11 protein-coding genes are annotated in these 18,450 nt (G+C 45.7%); 5 read left to right on the top strand and 6 right to left on the bottom strand.

The annotated features are described in order from the left end of the window. Positions 1-32: 32 nt before the first annotated feature. Positions 33-1,181 carry a tryptophan--tRNA ligase gene (locus GF309_10500; protein ID MBD3159207.1) on the bottom strand — a complete coding sequence of 383 codons (1,149 nt, stop codon included), beginning with the start codon at positions 1,179-1,181 and terminating at the stop codon, positions 33-35. 210 nt (positions 1,182-1,391) lie between these two features. On the opposite strand from GF309_10500, the gene GF309_10495 reads away from it, so the two are divergent. The 3 genes from GF309_10495 to GF309_10485 are packed head-to-tail and all read left to right on the top strand — an operon-like array spanning position 1,392 to position 3,923. Beyond that, positions 1,392-1,667, top strand: coding sequence for a hypothetical protein (locus tag GF309_10495; protein ID MBD3159206.1), 276 nt, complete (start codon positions 1,392-1,394; stop codon positions 1,665-1,667). Further along, entirely contained in the window at positions 1,654-2,277 is a 624-nt protein-coding gene (locus GF309_10490) for a hypothetical protein (GenBank protein ID MBD3159205.1), read from the top strand. Before GF309_10495 ends, GF309_10490 begins: the two co-directional genes overlap by 14 nt. A 5-nt stretch (positions 2,278-2,282) precedes the next feature. Next, on the top strand, positions 2,283-3,923 hold the full coding sequence (locus GF309_10485) for a hypothetical protein (protein MBD3159204.1): 1,641 nt from the start codon (positions 2,283-2,285) through the stop codon (positions 3,921-3,923). A gap of 7 nt (positions 3,924-3,930) precedes the next feature. Here GF309_10485 and GF309_10480 read toward each other — a convergent pair whose 3' ends face one another. Continuing rightward, a complete protein-coding gene (locus tag GF309_10480) occupies positions 3,931-4,593 on the bottom strand; it encodes a hypothetical protein (protein MBD3159203.1) in 663 nt (220 codons plus the stop codon). Between the two features lie 83 nt (positions 4,594-4,676). Further along, the gene (locus GF309_10475; protein MBD3159202.1) at positions 4,677-5,213 is read right to left on the bottom strand and encodes a CBS domain-containing protein; all 537 of its coding nucleotides are present in this window, start codon (positions 5,211-5,213) and stop codon (positions 4,677-4,679) included. A 131-nt stretch (positions 5,214-5,344) separates the two neighbouring features. Between GF309_10475 and GF309_10470 the strand changes: the two genes are divergently transcribed. Both GF309_10470 and GF309_10465 read left to right on the top strand, forming a co-directional pair. Further along, positions 5,345-6,538, top strand: coding sequence for a methionine adenosyltransferase (locus GF309_10470; protein MBD3159201.1), 1,194 nt, complete (start codon positions 5,345-5,347; stop codon positions 6,536-6,538). Positions 6,539-6,682: 144 nt separating this feature from the next. Further along, a complete protein-coding gene (locus GF309_10465; GenBank protein ID MBD3159200.1) occupies positions 6,683-7,243 on the top strand; it encodes a hypothetical protein in 561 nt (186 codons plus the stop codon). A gap of 191 nt (positions 7,244-7,434) precedes the next feature. Here GF309_10465 and GF309_10460 read toward each other — a convergent pair whose 3' ends face one another. From GF309_10460 to GF309_10450, 3 genes are all read right to left on the bottom strand, one after another. Next, positions 7,435-10,263 (bottom strand): hypothetical protein, encoded by a 2,829-nt coding sequence (locus tag GF309_10460; GenBank protein MBD3159199.1) that lies wholly within the window; start codon positions 10,261-10,263, stop codon positions 7,435-7,437. A 306-nt stretch (positions 10,264-10,569) separates the two neighbouring features. Next, positions 10,570-13,392, bottom strand: a complete 2,823-nt coding sequence (locus GF309_10455; GenBank protein ID MBD3159198.1) for a hypothetical protein — start codon at positions 13,390-13,392, stop codon at positions 10,570-10,572. Between the two features lie 101 nt (positions 13,393-13,493). Further along, positions 13,494-16,286, bottom strand: a complete 2,793-nt coding sequence (locus GF309_10450; protein MBD3159197.1) for a hypothetical protein — start codon at positions 16,284-16,286, stop codon at positions 13,494-13,496. Positions 16,287-18,450: the final 2,164 nt, after the last annotated feature.

Below are 18,450 nucleotides of genomic sequence, written 5' to 3'. Positions count from 1 at the left end.
ACAAAAGAGTAACCAGAGCACAGCTAGACAAACTACTTCCGTAGTTTCTCTCTGAGTCTTGATGCTGAGAACTCGTCTACCCGGTCCCTCATTTCTTCGCGTGCCGCTTGATGCTTCTCTAGAAATTCCATAACCATTGGTGCCAGTCTCTGTTTGCATTCACCGCAGAGAATATCACCGCTTCTGCATTCACGCTCAATTTCTGCCAACTCGTTATCATCTTCAATAAAGAGGAAAGTGTAGTACTTGAACACTGAGCAGATGTCGGGATTGGCTCCCAGTCTCCGCTGTTCCTCAGCACTTGCACGTCCCCCAGTAAATGCATTCATGACCTTCTTCTTGGCTTTCTTCGGTTCATCAGTTGTGTAAATAGCGGACATCTCATCAGAGGCGGACATTTTGCCGCCTTCTCCCAAGCCAGGGACGAATTTGTTCTGAATTGATGCTGGTTTGTAGTAACCAATCTTCTCTGCAACATCACGGGCGACTCTCCAATGAGGATCCTGGTCAATAGCACACGGAATCAGACACGGTGTCTTCTTTCCTACAATTTCCGAGTGGAGAAACGCAGGAACTGCTTGAAGAGCGGGGTACCAGATACCTCCGATATTCATGCTATTATCGAATCCGTATACAGCACGCGCAGTAGAGAAGGTTATGCGTTTTGCTACTCGAGCTCCTATTTCGTATAGTAGGTCAATGTGTCTGATGTCATCAATGAGGAATGTTTTCTCGGGATCAAATCCTAATGCAAGCAAATCAAGCGAGTTTTCGTACGTGAACTGATAGACGTCATCCAATGTCAGGTCTTGTTCGAAGAAGTACTTCTCGTCGTTTGTAATCTGGAAATACAGTGGAACGTCGAACCGCTCCTGTAACCACTTGGTGAAAATCCAAGGCACCAGATGGCCTATGTGGGTGTGACCACTTGGACCTCTACCAGTATACAGAATAAACTCATTGCCTTTCTCATATTCGTCGAGAATCCAATCGAGGTCTCGATGTGAGAAGAACAGCCTTCTTCTAAGAAGGATATGATCATCTCCGGCCAAGTCAAAAAGCCGCTGCCGCAATTCATCATCGATGGGTTCTGTTCCAAACTCCTCGATGAGGCGAGCATAATCAACTTTGCCTTTCACTTCCCAAGGTGTGACAAGCATATCTTCGTTTTCTTCACCCATCGTCATTCCTCGATTGTGGTACTGGTTGATTGTGGACCTTGGCGATTCCAATTAAGCATAATGGTATTCATAGCAAAAATTGATTTGGCCATATTCAGAACGCAAGAATGCCGTGTGAAAAACGCTGTAAAGTGATTCGTATGATAAGAGTCATTTTAAAAAGGCAAATTGTACCTTCACAAGAACGAATGACCACGGAGATAGGGAATCGTGAGAATTGACGACTACGAATACGAAGAGGAAAAAACGCTATCCTCTTTGGCTGAACTATTGAGCGGTATAGCTCAACAAGTAGCCGATAGAGGAGACCTTGAACTTCCTATGCCCAGCTTCAAATCGGGGATTATCGAGCTGCCCTTGAGTGAACCGGTTGAGACTGGAATTGAAGTAGGTCTTCGAAAACAATCTGTACGCCTGCGAATAGATCTCAAATGGTCCGTACCTGAGCGAAAGCGCCTGGAGGAAGTGGAAGGTGGAAAAGAATAATCTTGACAAAAAAGGCATAGTCAAGGCGTTCACGAAACACGCGGAACTCCTGAAAGAGATAACAACAGTTTTGCACACCCAGCTTTGCATCTCTCCCGAAGGAGGAGAGGTTGAAGAGTGGCAAGAACGAAAGAAAGAGCTCATCAAGATGCTAAGAAAAATGATGGGGCTCTACGGATTTGCAGCAGACTTGCCGGCAAATGAGGTTGGGCTAGATGCACATGTTAGTATATCCAGTATGTCAAACATCCAGTGCTCATTTCAGCGTATTGTGATACTAATCGATAGTGTCTATGAACAACCATTTGAAGAACTCTACATGGATTCACTCTCTGCCATTTCCGACAAAGTTGGAGAAGCGATTGATGTATTTCATAGGATGTTGGTAGACTACCCGGAGAACCCTAGCAGCATAGAAGAAGGAACTGAACAGATTGCCAAAATAGAACGTGCGGTAGATGAAGAGAATATAATTATCAGCCGGCAGATTTCCGTGGTAACGAATGGGGATGCCGGCTTCGTGTGCTACATCATGCGAAAAGTCGTTAGAGAACTGGAGCATATCACGGACTATCTGAAGGCCTGTGCCGAGTCTATCAATGAAATGTGAGGTGAATAGAAGTGGCGATCGACCTGTATCTGATCGCTGCAGTAATTATCGTAGGAGCTTCTTTGGCAAAAGTAGCCGAAGAGTATAGGCTCCCATATCCGATTCCATTGATTATAGGTGGAATCATCCTTCGGCAGACCATACCAACTGAAGGGTTTCTAGACATCATCGGCTTGGATTTCATTGCCCAGATAACATTGGCAACGGTTATTTTCTATGCCGGCCTCACCATGAATCTCAAAGAACTAAGGCTCTCTATTGTCAATGTTGCCCTGCTTGCTACCGTGGGAGTAATGGCGACTTCACTGATAGCAGGAACTACTGCACTTCTAGTTTTCCCAACACTTACACTGGCTGCATTCCTGATCGGAGCTATTCTATCTCCTACTGACCCAGCTGCCCTCTTCTCGGTTCTTGAAACGGGAGGGGTCCCGGTCAAGCGAAAGCTCTTTTCCATCCTCGAAGGCGAAGCAGTATTCAATGATGCCACAGCCGCTATACTCGTAATCACAGTATTCGAACCACTCGTAGTAGTTGAACTGGCCCAGCCGTGGTTTGTCGTAGCCTTTCAGTTCATTGCCAGCATGGTTGCCGGATTCCTGATTGGCCTCATTGTAGCATATGTTATCGGCAAACTAATTCTGCGAACAGGCGAAACGAATATCTCAATCCTAACTGCCACAACGCCCTTCCTCGCTTATGGATTGGGTGAAACCTTAACGGTCTTTGGATTTCATCCGGGAGCCCTTGCGGCTGTGTTCGCGGGAATATTCTTGGCCAACTCCAGAAGAATGGGCCTACGAGCCCTTCCACAGCAAACAATGCGCAGCACTACAAACAGGGTATCCTTTGGACTTGAAGTCATTGTGTTCATATTGCTTGGCTACCAAGTTGACCTCCAGTTTATCCTTGCCAACCCAAACATTATCATGCTTGGTCTTGCTATAGCTGCTCTCGTTATCTTCGTGGCTCGTCCCGCTACGGTCTTCCTGATGACCGCACATGATAGAAAAATGAGCATTGAAGAAAGAGTTTTCGTGAGCTGGGCAGGAGTCAAGGGGGTAGCCAGTGCTGCTTTGAGTGCTATTGCGGTTTCCATTCTCAACAATGCCGCTGATGTATATGGTGTGCCGGAGTACCGTACCCTCGGCCAAACTATAACGTCGCTCATATTTGTTGCACTCATGGTGAGTCTCATCTTACAAGGCCTAACGACGCCATTTCTGGCAGAAACCCTAGGAGTTACTGAAGATAGAGATGCGTTTGAGGAACTAGTAGCTGAACGAGATGCCACAAGACAAGCTTTGTTGCATCTAGTTGATGAATACACAGAAGGCAATATTGATAGTGAGCTTTACAACCGCCTGAAAGCGGAACTGGAAGAAGAAATCTACACGATCGAAGATGAGCTGCGAAGATTGGTGGCTGAAAGAGAAGCTAGGCTGAATGAGCTACGAATGCGAGAAAACCTATGTCAGCGAAAACTCGAACATTATGAGAACCAATTTGAAAAGGGCAACCTGAATGAAGCCCTTTACGCAGAGAAGAAGGAATCTCTTGAAGAGGAGATCGATGAACTCAAGTGTATGAGAGACCTAGCTGAGGAAGAACGGGGCGGTCTGGAAGATATTTCTCCAACCGCCTAGTAAGCCTTCAGAATCGAGTGGATGTCTGCCTGTATACATCAGGAATCTGGATACCTGTCTTTCCTTCGAATACGTCTCGCAGGAGTTCAAAGTGTTCATCCAAATCCTCTAACTGCTTCTCCAAAGCTTGTTTTTCGATGTTTGGTTGAGCAAGCCAGATTGTTAGATAGTTGCTTACAACCGCAACTTCGAGAGATGATTCCTCAAGGTCTTTGAAAATTGTCAGCTTAACAAGGAATTCAGATTCATACATGGATAGGATGTCTTGGATGCTCAGAATAATCAAATCCAAGAACCCAACCAGATCTTCCAGCTGGGGAGACTCCTCGATGCTCCCACGCAGCGACTCACTGAATGTTTGAATTGTTGAGACTTTCTGGCGTAAGTCTTCAAACATCTGCATCAATCGTGTAAACTGCTTAATAGACTTCTCCAAGGCTGGCACAAGTTTATCATAGAGATTGACCAGGAGTTTTCCCTTGGCCTTTTTGCGGATGTCCTGGAATCCTTCCAGTTTCCCAAGAGGGCCGTCAAGGTGCTCAAGTTGCACAAGAGTGTTGGTCACGGCTTGGACCGATTTCACTGACGAACGTTGGATTTTCTGCCAGCGTTCGACGAACGTATCAATGCCCTCACGTAAATCCTCGAGTACCTCCATTTCTCGTGCCAAACTTGTTCTACTCCATGTTAGTTCTTGATTATTGGTTTATAATATATTCTACGTTTGCATTGCGCATCTTTGGACTCAAAATACTACCGATTGAGGTGCAGAAGGTCTGATCGGGTTATAATGCCAGTGATTCTACCCATCTTCTGCACAACTACTGCTTGATATCTGTCAAAAAGCGGCATGATGGCGTCAACTGGTGTCTCTTCATCGAACATCGGAACACCACCAGAGCTTATAACACTCTCAACCGATAATTCATCCAAATTATGACCAAGATTTCTAATAACGTCACGTTCAGTAATTAGGCCAATAGTATTTGTGCCCTTCAGTACTGGAAGCTGGCTGAATCCCCGTTCTCGCATGAGTTGAATTGCGACAGACACAGAATCTCGAGCTTTTACGGAAACGGGGTTTCTACTCATGATTTCGGAACAGCTTTGACTTCGTATGCGTTTCAGCGTCTTAACAATCCTGTTTACTATGCTGAGCTTGGGATCCAACGATTTATTCTCTATGCGTGCAATATACGATTGAGACACACCGACATCCTCTGCAAGATCTTCTTGTGTCAGGCCTGCTTCTTTCCGCAACCTGTGTAAATCATCAGCATCGTACAACATATGATTCAGCTGCCATATTCTTCTCAGTAATTAATATTACTGCTGGTATTACCTATGCGAATTAGATATGCAAAGCCTTATGAAGCTGTCCAAACGTGAAAGTGGACTAATAGGGTGATGAAGAGTTGAATATTAGAGTAACTCGCGGCGCGGGAGAGCCCGTTTCGCAACGGCAAGTCGAAATAGTTGAAAGGAAAGGAAAAGGACACCCTGATACGTTATGTGACAAGGCCGCAGAGGAATTGTCAGTTAAGCTTAGTCAGTATTACTTAGACACATTCGGAAGAGTGCAGCACCACAATGTCGATAAGGTTCTCCTTGTCGGTGGTCAATCGAATACTGTTTTTGGCGGAGGAGATGTTATTGAACCAATCTATATACTCCTCAGCGGTAGAGCGGTAGACGTAGTAAACAAGGACTATGAGCGTCAGGTTCCTGTTGGCAAGTTCTCGGTCCAACATACGAGGGAGTGGCTTACAGACGATCTTCCTCATCTTGATGTAAATGCAGATGTGATTATTGATTACAAGATTCGTGCTGGGAGCACCGACCTTGTTGGAAACTTCGATGTTGGGCGGGACATTCCAAGGGCAAACGACACAAGTTTTGGTGTTGCATATGCTCCCCTTTCTGACACAGAAGAGCTGGTTCTAGAATCAGAAAGACTGCTCAATGATCCAAAGACAAAGGAGAAATGGCCACAAATAGGCGAGGACATCAAAGTCATGGGAACAAGGGTGGAAGATCATATTCACCTGCAAATTGCCGCTGCCATTATCTCCACGGAAACAAAGGATGCCGATGAGTATGAAAATGTGATGGACGGTATCAAGAACATGCTTCTGGATCTGGCAGCAAAAACCACAGATCACGAAGTCGAAGTTCACGTCAACACAGCAGACCAGCCAGAAGAGGATACGTACTACCTCACAGTGACCGGTACGTCTGCAGAACATGGTGACGATGGACAAGTTGGAAGAGGAAACAGGGCTAATGGGTTAATTACACCATATAGGCCAATGACTCTCGAAGCTGCGGCAGGAAAGAACCCAGTATCACACGTTGGGAAGACATACAACGTTGCAGCAAGAGAAATTGTCGAAACAGTTGTAGAAGAGCATCCCGACCTTTCACAGGTCTATTGCTACCTGGTAAGCCAGATTGGTGCTCCAATCACGGAGCCAAGTGCAGTCAATATAGAACTCTATGGAGACTGTGACCTCAGCAATGTTGAAAGCTCTGTCGAAAGCATCTCACAAGATGTGATTGCAAAACTGCCAGATGTCTGGAAGGGATTCGTTAAGAGAAAATACCAACTATGGTAATCAATCACAGAACATAGTAGCCTACTGCCACCGGCAAACAAGAGCTATCTACATTGAGTTTTTAAGTAGATAGTGGCAGTAGCAGTTCAACGTAGCCTCGGAGGTTAAACAACGAGGCCTATCAAAAATAGGAGATAATCTAGCATGGGCGGATCAGACGACCCAATAGCAAAGCGTATTCGGGAAAAAGCTGCCAAAGATATCAAAGGCGGTATTGTAGGCAAGATAACGCACTATATTCCTGGCTGGCACGGATACCAAGAGAAAGAAGAGCGTCGCCAAGCGGACAAGGTTCTAAGAGAGTTTCTCGCTGACCAGCTTCGGCTCGTTGAGCAAGACCTTGAGAAGCTGCAAATGATGGCTGTAGATTATGACCTCAGCAAGACATGGGAGACGTTCGACAGGATGCTTGCGCTCTGTGACAAAATCGAGTCTTCGATACGATATGCAGACTATGGTTATGCAGCGTGGGGCTCGAAGGAGAAGATCGACGAAAGCGAACTTGATCGACTCTACGAGTTTGATGCCACCATCATCAAAGACATCGGAGCGATCAATGATGTTGCTGAACAGTTCATGGACGATATGAATCAAGGCAAGTTCGACGAGGCGTGGAAATACACGCACAGAATGTGGCAGATCATGCAGCGCCTCGAGGAGAAATGGAACCAGCGAGAAGGATTCATGAAAGGTTACCAGGATTAGTTTCAATCTCGGTCTGGGTAGCACTCCCAGACCCTCATTCTTGTTTTTCTCCCCATATCATTTTTCAGCTATACCTCATTTGAAGCTTGGAACGCATGATATACTTGAGGATTTGGTCTGAGATCCAAAACCTCCAAAAAAAAAATAAAGAAAAAGAAGCGCCGGCGAACCAACGCTTCATACATTGTGCTTTACTTCTTTGCTATCACTACCAAGAGGACAACAATTACACCTGCCATACCAATCAAAGCAAGTAGAATAGGCATTGACAATCCAGCTGGTCCAGAAGTGGGTGGAGGCGTTGTGGTCGTCGTAGGCTCAGTGGTGGTAGTTGTGGTAGTTGTCGTCGTGGTGGTGTCCTCGACAACCGTCACGGTAATGGTATCACTTGCAGAGTTGCCGCTTCCATCCTCAACTACCAATTCGAGATTGTAGAAACCCGCATCAAATCCATCTACACTCATCCAAATCTCACTTCCACTGGTCCAAACGCCTGTGTCATCAGAGCTACCGTTGACGAAGAGCTCCCATGTGCCTGGGTTGAGGTCAGTAGCAGTCCAATTGACAAAATTACCAGATTCTCCCTCTGTGTATTGCACGTCTGAGGGTGAACTAAGCGATGGTGATATGGTATCTTCTACCACTACTTCAACAGTGTCCGAGGTGGTTTCACCATAAGCATCTTTCAGCTCCAAAGTGAAGACATATGTCCCCACATCGTAGCCATCGAGCGAGTATGAGATTGAACCACCACCCCATGAACCGCTGTCAACAGTCACACTATCTTCTTCTATTGCGTAGCTATCTGGTTTGTAGCTGGATGGGTTCCATGCAACGTCTTGACCTGTCGTGCCCAATTCCATGACAATGTCCGAAGGCTCATCGACAAAGGGCCTGTACATCAGGGCCAACTCATTCAACCAGACCTCGAATCGATCCTCATATGTGGAATCATCGATATCATCAGTGTACTGATTTGTGATGTAGGAATTGTACAGGGTCTTACCGTCATTTCTAAGAACCAATGTTGCCTTCCCGTTCTCAGGAGCACTTATTCCAGCCAAAGCTGTAGCATTGTCATAAACCTCTAGTACATCGCCAGTACTTCCATAGTCTAAAGGACCACTGTAATGTCCTGCTCCGTAATCCAACGGCCTGTTGAATACGGGATGAGTATAGTCCCATGGATATACTGAGGTTGGGTTCGACAAGTCTCCCGAGTATTTGAATCCTAGTTTGGGATAGAGGCTGTGAACCGGGGTAGATGTCATATGATACCAGTTCATGATGAGCCTATTTCCATTATCTACATACCACTCAAAATCGTCAAGATAGTCTGAGTTGAAACCCCATGGTGCATCAATAACAACCAATTCCCACGAATGCTGGTAGAGTGATCGATTGAAATAGGCCACGTCTTGGTAAACCATGTAGGGCATTCCAAGCTCATTTGCTGCGAGTGATACTGGCGCTTCTAGGGCATGAATGCTCGTGCTGCTGAAGATGTTCTCTGGATATGCTTGGTTAGTTAGAATCAGCACCTCGGCATCGTCAGCCGATAGCCAATTCACCACGTTGAATGTGAACCTGCGATTGCTCCCATCATCTATATAGGAATCCTGGGCGAAGTTGATATCTGAAACGAGCATAATGCGTCCCGAATTATGGATATCAGCTCCAGCATAGATATCTCCTTCTTCCCACCAGACGGATTCTGCATTTCCAGTAATATTGACATAGCCGCCCGCAACGGGTTCCAGAGAGCTAGAAAGCTCAACAGTTGGATGCGTACCATGTCCTGTAACTGAGACGCTGGATCCTATACCCGCATCGGAGACACTGACATCATATGGCGATAATAGGTAGTTCTGGTTCTGGCTATAGTCAATCAAACTACCAGCCCATTGATCAGCGATTGCGTAGAGGCCTCCACCAGCACTTACCCACGATTGAACAGCACTAACCTCAGCCGCGGTATAATTTAGCGTTGGAAGCTCGGCTATTAAAACATCGAATGAGGCCAGCCGATTCTCTGTCAGGTTGCCAATAGGCGATGGATGCAGTTTGTCTAATGTAAAGCCCCTGCTAACGATGTCGTCCCTTAGCTCTTCATATCTACCTGAATACTCAGAGTAGCTGTCCCATGGGTCTATTGAGTAGTAAGGCTTGTGAGAATAGTCAAAACCGACTCGCCCCTTAGGGCGTGGTGTCAGCCATTCTACAGCATCAACTATCATCTCGTTATAGTCGGTTGAATAAGGATCCAACGGGATACCGATTTGAACAACTCTTCCACCTCTATCAGAGGCATCAGAAGCCACCGCCGAAGCCCAGGTAGCATCGTCATTGTCAACGGTTAGCCGTGTCAATTCATCAGCTATGGACGTTCCCTGTAAGGCTGTCCAATTGTACATTGCCCAATCTGCATCTTGCTTGGTCAGTGAATCACCAACCTGATGCGCTTGAGTTACGGGATGTCTATTGTATACAATATCAATATCGTTAATGACATAATCAAAATAATCAGGTTTTCCATGTGTTCCCTCTGTTTCTCTTGGGAGAATTCCTTCATAAGTCAAATAGGTGATCGCAGTATCTATGCTCAGTACGCCTCCACCTCCGAGCCAAAAATCTTTCACGATATTGATCTCATCTTCTCGAGGAACATTGTCAGCAAGAACCAGCACATCGTAAGCAGATGGCTGTAACTCATAATTAGCGATATCACTGGATGTTATCCTAGTCACATCAAATCCAGCATCAACTAAGAGGTCGTAGACTGCGGAATAATTTGCAATCACGCTACCAAATGAATAATCTGGCGTGGTCGAGTTGGTACTGTTATATAGTGCAACACGAACCTCTCCCGGTAAAACTCTTGCATTTTCTGGTTGAGTTACTGGATTTTGGTTTGGGCTAGTTTCCTGATTGATAGGTCCGGCAACCTCCATGGTGCTAGGAGAAAAAAACAAGCCGGCAATAAGGAAGCTTGCTACCAAAATGAAAGCAAAACGTTTCATATTATCATCAGCAGGTCAATATTAACAATAGTTAATAAAAAACATTTCATATTACGGCTAATTAACCAAATATAAGCATGGTTAAGAAAAATAGAGAAGCATAGTCCGATAAGCGAATCATCCTCGGCAAAAAAAAAACATGAGTAGATAATTGCCATATAATTGAAGACTTCATTCGCCCCTTTCTCATAATGAAACCAATGCCATCCTCCATATTTCGGGCATTTAAGCTGCAAGCTTGATGAGTTGTATATTGAAAAAAGAGAAGATGAAGCGCCGGTTGTCCGACGCTTCCCACGAGGTATTCTACCGCTTAGCTATCGCTACTATCAGAAGCAGGATGATGACACCTGCGGCCACTAGGAGAATCCACGTATCGATGCCAAAGATGGTTTCTGGCAGTCCAAATGGTCCTCCAGCGGTTGGTTCAACAACAGTAACAAGAACAAAATCACTAGCTGAATTGCCGCTGCCATCTTCTACAATCATGGTGAAGTTGTAGGTTCCGGACGCGAGGTTGTCCACATTAATTGAAATGACATCGCCACCGCTGGACCATGCACCTGTGTCATCAGAAGTACCGTTGAGCAGAAGCTCCCAAGTACCTGATTGAGGATCCGTAACAGTCCATTCGATTTTATTGCCGGTTTCCCCTTCGGTGTATTCGATATCAGCGGGTGTATCAAGAACCGGTGCGGTTGTGTCCTCAACCGTGACTATTACTTTGTCCATCTCTTTCTCACCATAGACATCAATTGCTGTACAAGTAACGATGTGTGTCCCTAATCCGAAATCATCGAGGGAGAGGGATACAGTTCCACCGTCCCATGTACCGCTTTCGATATTGGTACCATTGTCCTTGATGACGTAGCTTGCAGGCTTGTAGCTGGATGGTTGCCAAACTACGCTTTCGCCAGTATCTCCCAATTCCATAGCAACATCTGAGGGACTGTCAATTTCAGGTCTAAGCATGAAAGCTAGCTGATTCATCCAGAGCTCAAACCTGTCCTCATATGTAGAATCATCCGTATCGCCAGAGTACTGGTCAGTCAAGTACGAATCATACAATGTCTTTCCGTCATTACGGAGAACGAGAGTCGCGTTTCCTTCTTCTGGTGATTCCGTGATTCCAGCCAGGGCAGTCGCGTTATCAAAGACGTGTAGCAGGTCCCCCGTGCTACCGTAGTCACGAGGTCCACTGTAGTTGTTTGCTCCGTATTCCAGAGGGATCTTGAAAACGGGGTGATTGCTATTCCACGTATAGACTGGCGTTGGAGATGACAAGTCTCCCGTATAATTGAAGCCCAGCTTGCCCCAAAGGCTATGACTAGGATTCATGGTTATGTGATAGTAGTTCATCAAGAATCTACCACCATTATCGACATACCATTCGAGGTCATCTAAGGAGCCTGAGGAAAGACCCCAAGGTGCATCGATTACGACTAGGTTCCAAGACCCTGCCCGAAGAGACCGGTTGAAGTAGCTCATGCTTTCATGCAACATATAGGACACTCCAAGTTCATTCATCGCCTCGGCAACCGGAGTCTCGAGACCATGAATGCTCTTTCCTGTCCAAAACGATTCACCGGATGGTTCATTTGTGAAAACCAGCACCTCGGCATCATCCGATGATAGCCAGTTAATGACATTGAATGTGAACGCACGGTTGCTATTATCATCAATATATGCATCACCAGCAAAATTGGAGTCTGAAACCAACATTACACGTCCTTCATCATGAGTATCAGCACCCGCATAGGTATTACCTCCTTGCCACCAAACAGCTTCTGCATCACCGGTCACATTCATGAAACCGGGAGCGGTTACACTTATGGAGCCGCAGCCCTCCGTTGTGGGATGATTACTATGATCAGAGACAGTTACGCTGGAACCATCACCAGTTTCATAGATCGATACATCGAAGGATGAGAGTAGAGAATCTAGATTCTGACAATTATCGACCAAGCTAAGAGCCCACCTATCGGAGAGTGCGTAAAGTCCTCCACCTTCACTGACCCACGACTCGACCGCATTGACTTCTGCAGAGGTGTAATTCAGATCTGGTAGCACCGTTATCAGTACGTCGAAAGATTCAAGCCTGGCTTCTGTGAGATTCCCTCCAGATGAGGGCATCAGTTTATCGAATGTCAATCCCCTACTTACGATATCATCTCTGAGTTCTTCGTATCTTCCTGAGAGCGTACAGTAGTCATCCCAATTGTCCACCCCATAGTAGGGCTCATGGGAATAATCGAAAGCAACACGCCCCTTAGGCTGGGAACACATCCATTCAACAGCATCGACAACCATGGCATCAAAATCAGTTGGGTACAGGTTTCCTATTGTAATACCAATGTGGACAACTCTCCCGCCTCTATCCGAAGCATCAGAAGCAACAGCGAATGCCCATTCATCATTGTCATCATCAGCGGTAAGACGTGTCAAATCGTCTGCAATAGACGATTCTTGCAAGGCTGTCCAGTTATATGCAGCTAAATCAACGTAGTCTTTGGACAACGAATCATCAATCTGATACGATTGAGTCACCGGATGTCTGGCAGTTACGTTGTCAACATCATTGTAGATATAGTTGAAGTATTCGGGATTCCCGCTTGTTCCCTCAGCTTCTCTGGGAAGAATTCCTTCATAGCAGAAATAGGATGCTGCGGTGTCCAAACCTAAAATTCCGCCTCCTCCTAGCCAGAAATCTTTCACAATGTCTGTTTCATTGGCTAAAGGCACATTATCAGCTAACACCAGAACATCATAGGCTGAAGGCTGCAACTCATAGTTCGCAATGTCAGTAGATGTGATTCTAGTAACATCAAATCCAGAATTGACTAATAGATTATAGACAGCAGAGTAATTAGTCCTAACCTGACCAGCTACATATGCCGGCTCGACCGTGTTAGTTGAATTGTATAGTGCAACACGAACTGGACCAGGCAATACGCTGGCTGTTTCGTGTTGGATTCCAAGATTCGTATTTAGAGGTATTTCTTGGCCAGCACCGCTTTGTGCTTTAAAAGCAGTTGGCGAAAAGATTAAGCCGGCAAGAAACATACTTATCACTAATAATATGGTGACGCGCTTCATATTCACACCAAGCTGGTCGTTCAAAATTCCCATTAATAAACACTACGTGAAAAAATTACAATCTCAGGATTTGAACAAATATAGAGATGAAAAAAGTGAAGAAGTGCCGGTTTCCCGACACCTCGAATATACTGTTACCTCTGTTTTACAATTACTATCAGCAAAACGCAAATCACCGCGCCGGATACTGCAAGTACAATCAACGTACTCTGGGGTAAACCGGTTGCTGTTGGCTCTGTAGTAGATGTGGGATTCGTCGTAGTTGTCGTGGTTGGCTGTGTTGTGGTTGTAGTGCCTGTGGAAGTTGTCGTTGTGGTCGTTGTAGTCACAGCACTTTCTGCCAGCACTGTTACAATCACTACATCGATTGCATAGTTGCCGCTTTCATCATGTACTGTCAAGACGAGATGGTGAGAACCGACTTCAAAGTTATCTACATTGAATGATAGCTCGTCACCATCAGACCATGTACCAGTCTGATTAGATGTACCGTTTATGAAAAGCTCCCATGCTGCGGGGCGTAGATCTGAAATGCTCCAGTTGACAACATTGCCGGTTTCTCCTTTAACGAATTCCATATCCGATGGCCCATCTATTGTCGGCTTCGTTGTGTCCACAACAGTCACTTCAACCATATCAGAAGCTGTTTCACCAATCTCATCAATCACTGTAATTGCAAGACTGTATGTTCCAACAGCGTAACCATCAAGAGACAAGGAGATGGGCTCCCCATTCCAAGAACAGTTCCGTATCACAACTCCATTTTCTTCCAGCACGTAGTTGCGTGGTTTGTAGCTATCCGCATCCCAAACAACATTCTCACCTGTGGTTCCGAACTCTATTTCAGCATCTGAAGGGCTGTCGATTTCAGGTCGAAGCATGAAGGCCAGTTCATTCAGCCATAGCTCCAATCGATCCTCATATGTGGAATCATCAATATCCTCGGCATACTGATCCGTCAAATATGAGTTATAGAGCGTTTTCCCGTCGTTTCGAAGAACAAGAGTTGCAGTAGTCTCTTCTGGCGATTCAGTAATACCGGCCAAGACGGTCGCATTGTCATATGCTTCCATCAGAGTGCCAGTTGTGCCATAATCTCGAGGTCCACTATAATTGCTGGCTTTATACTGTGTTGGAATTGTGAAAAGAGGATGATTGTCTTCCCAGGGATACACAGGTGTTGGATTGTATAGGCGCCCGGTGTAGTTAATTCCCAGCTTGGGCCATAAGCTATGACTTGGAATATTGAACATCCCCCAGTAGTTCATGAGTAACGCCCCACCCGTTTCAACATACCACTCAATGTCATCGATGTAGCCAACGCTTAGACTGGTAGGACAATCAAACACAACAAGATCCCAAAACCGGGATCGTAGCGAACGATTGAAGAAAGCAGCTTCCGAGTGAATCACAAAGCTAATTCCGAGCTCGTTTGCTGCCCGTGCAACAGGAGTCTGAACAGCATGGATGCTTTTCCCAGTCCAGAATAATTCACCTTCTGGTTCATTTGTAAAGATCAGTACTTCTGCATCATCCGAAGATAACCAGTTTATGACATTGAAGGTGTATTCCCGATTTGAGCTATCATCGATGTAGGTGTCTGTAGCATAGTGGATATCTGATATCACCAAGATTCTCCCGTTTCCATGGGGATCAGCAGCGGCAAATGTATCAGCACCCTCTTCCCAGACAGAAACAGCGTCACCTGAGAGATTCAGGAAGCCGGCAGCAACCAAACTCAATGATGTGCAGTACTCTGTCGTTTGATGATTGCTTGCTTCACTTACCGTGCCGGTGAACCCTGCCATTCTCTCATAGATGGAGAAATCGTAAGATGACATAAGATACTGCAAGTGTCTACATTCCTCGTTCATTGAGCCCCAACTATCCGAAAGAATGTACAGTCCTCCACCAGAATCAACCCAAGAATCAACAGCAGCGACCTCAGCTTCGGTGTAATTCAGAGTAGGAGCCTCAAGAATGAGTACATCGAAGGCCTCAAGCCGATCAGCTGTCAGATTTCCGTCAGGAGATGGATACAACTTATCAAATGTGTAACCTCTGCTGACAATATCGTTTCTGAGTTCCGTGTATTTCCCTGCGAAATCACAGTATGCGTCCCATGAATCAATGCCGTAGTATGGACGATGCGAGAAATCAAATGCAACACGACCCTTGGGAGTGGGACAGATCCATTCAACAGCATCAATTATCATCTCATCAAAGTCGGTTGGGTACTGATCTCCCATTGGAATACCAAGATGAACAACTTTCCCACCCATATCAAAAGGATCACAAGCCACACCATACGCTTCGTTATCGTCGCTAGCGACAGTAACAAGACGTACAACGTCATCAGCTAATGATGATTCCTGCAGAGCACTCCAATTATACGCCGCCCAATCGTCATGGGGAATCGTAATGGAGTCATCAAGCTCATATGACTGTGTCACGGGATGCCGGGCTGTAATATTGTAGAATGAATTGTATGGATAACCAAAGTAGTTCGGACATCCATCCGTGCCCTCGGCTTCTCTTGGAAGGATCCCTTCATAGCAGAGATACGATGCAGCAGTATCGAAGCTTAGGATTCCTCCCCCGCCAAGCCAGAAATCCTTGACGATGTCTGTTTCATTTGTCAACGGAACATTATCCGCAAGAACCAGAATGTCATAGCGGGACGGTTGTAGCTTGTAATCCGCAATATCACGAGATGTGATCCTGGTTACATCAAATCCAGCTTCCAACAAAAGATCATGTATGCTTGAGTAGTTTGCCTGAACATAGCCTTCTGCATAGGATGGTGTGGTTGTGTTGGTAGAGTTGTATATCGCAACACGAATTTGCCGTTCCAGTATCTCTGTGGATTCATGTTGGATTACAGATTGCTCATCTCCAAGTACTCCTTGAGGCGTCTCTTCTGACATTCCCAAAGTGAAAGGGGAATAAATGAAGCCCGCAAGAAATACTGAGACTATAAATATAGCAAATATGCGCTTCAAATTTTCACCTCGCGCTCCGCGGAAAAGGACCTAATAAGTCCTGCCCGAAAAAATAAGATGGTAAAACAGGTTTTACTATAATATATGATGTATTAGCATACCTTCCACCAATTGGGTTGGTTGAGAATCATAATCAAAAAAGTAAGGGGAGTGCCGGAATACCGGCACTTGTGGTGTTAGGCTATTTTCGTTTCATTATGACAACGAGTAGGATCAGAATCGCTACTCCTGCTGCAGCCGCTATAAGCAGCATATCCATGGGTAGACCAGGTGGAGCCGGGGGTTCTGTAGTCGTTGTCGTGGTTTCTGTGGTCTCAGTTGTTGTGGTGGTTGTTGTTTCAGTTGTTGTGGTGGTTGTTGTTTCAGTTGTTGTGGTGGATTCTTCGAGCACTGTAACTAATACCGTGTCAGTTGCCATGTTTCCACTCTCATCCCACACAAGAAGAGTGAGATTGTGAGTGCCAATTTCGAATCCATCGACATCGAACCAGATTTCGTCACCACTGGACCATGCACCAGTTTCGTTCAAAGTACCGTTAACGAGAAGCTCCCACATACCTGTTTGCACGTCGGTAACAGTCCAGTTGACGAAGTTACCTTCCTCTCCTTCTGTAAACTCTACATCCGAGGGGGAATCTAGTACAGGAAGAGTCGTGTCTTCTACCACGACTTGCACTTCGTCAGAAGTTGTTTGACCAAACGAGTCCATCACTGTCAACGTGAAGTTATAGGTTCCAGTGTCATATCCATCCAGAGAATGGCTAATGTCACCACCGTTCCAGAGCGCACTCTCGATTACAATATCGTTCTCTTCGATGGTGAAACTGTCAGGTCTGTAACTAGATGGATGCCAAGTGATGAATTCTCCACTTGTACCCAGCTCTAAGTTCCTGTCAGGAGGACTATCGACAGAAGGTGCAAAGATGTAGGATACTGTGTTGAGCCACATTTCAAAACTGTCAGCATATGCTGAATTGTCGTTGTCCCCATCAATCTGATCGAACATGTAACCCATAGCAATAGTCTTACCGTCATCTCGCACTGCCAGCGCGGTTTTGTCAGGATCTACATGGGAGGTGGAGCCACCTAGTGCAGTTGCGTTGTCTAAGACGCTTAATTCATCTCCATCATCACTGTAGTAGCTTACCGTACTGAAGGAACTCGTACTCATATTAACAGGTCGTGAGAACATAGGATGCTCCTCTTCCCATACATAGAACTCAGAATTGGATGGATAGTTGTTGTTCTGAGATACCCCCATCATGTTCAGAAGCGGTTCATAAATCGGGTTGTCGAAATTACTACAGGCCATCGCAAGGTATCCTCCGTTGTCAAGATGTTCAATCAAGGGCTCAATGGAGTCTGCAACGTCCCACATGACCGAGTCAATGATGATTCGATCCCATTCATACTCATGGAGCGTCAGGTTGAGATTGCTAGCATCAGTCACCAAGAAATAGTCCACTCCGAGTTCGTTCAATGCTTTCGAAGCAGGGCTGTCATAGAAATCGTCCGAGATGAGATTATCACAGTACAATAATGTGTCTGCTTCGTTTGCGCCCAACCAGTTCACTATGTTGAATGCCCAGTCGCGATTATCCTGTAGTTCGAGATGGTTCAAATCAGGCCAATTCATATCGCCCGATAGTACCACTCGACCATTTCCATATTCTCTTGCAGCCATGAAGATGTCATCATCCTTCTCAACCAGCGGGAAGGCACCTTCTGTGATATTAATAGGTCCAGCAATTTCCAAGCGAGCATAGGATGCTCGGTCCCTGATGGGATGCTTTACTATCGGTGCAGTAACATCCCAGTCAAATCCATTAGCAATCTCCATCCCGAACGGGCCTGTTAGCTGATTGATTTGATCCACAGGCTTCTCATTTGCAGAATGCGAAGTGGGTGAATCGGACATCAGTAAGAGAGACCCCCCTGAATGGACCCAAGACTGAACCTCCGTCCGTTCATCGCTAGTAAGATTGTAGTCAGGACATACCAGTATGAGAATATCATACGACTCAAGCCGGTCTGATGTAAGATTTCCTTCTGGTGAAGGATATAGCTTGTCAACAGTAAACGAGTGATT

The organism is Candidatus Lokiarchaeota archaeon, from assembly GCA_014730275.1.
Lineage (GTDB): Archaea > Asgardarchaeota > Thorarchaeia > Thorarchaeales > Thorarchaeaceae > WJIL01.
Note: the sequence above shows the minus strand (reverse complement) of the source record. Positions and strands in the feature narration are given on the sequence as shown.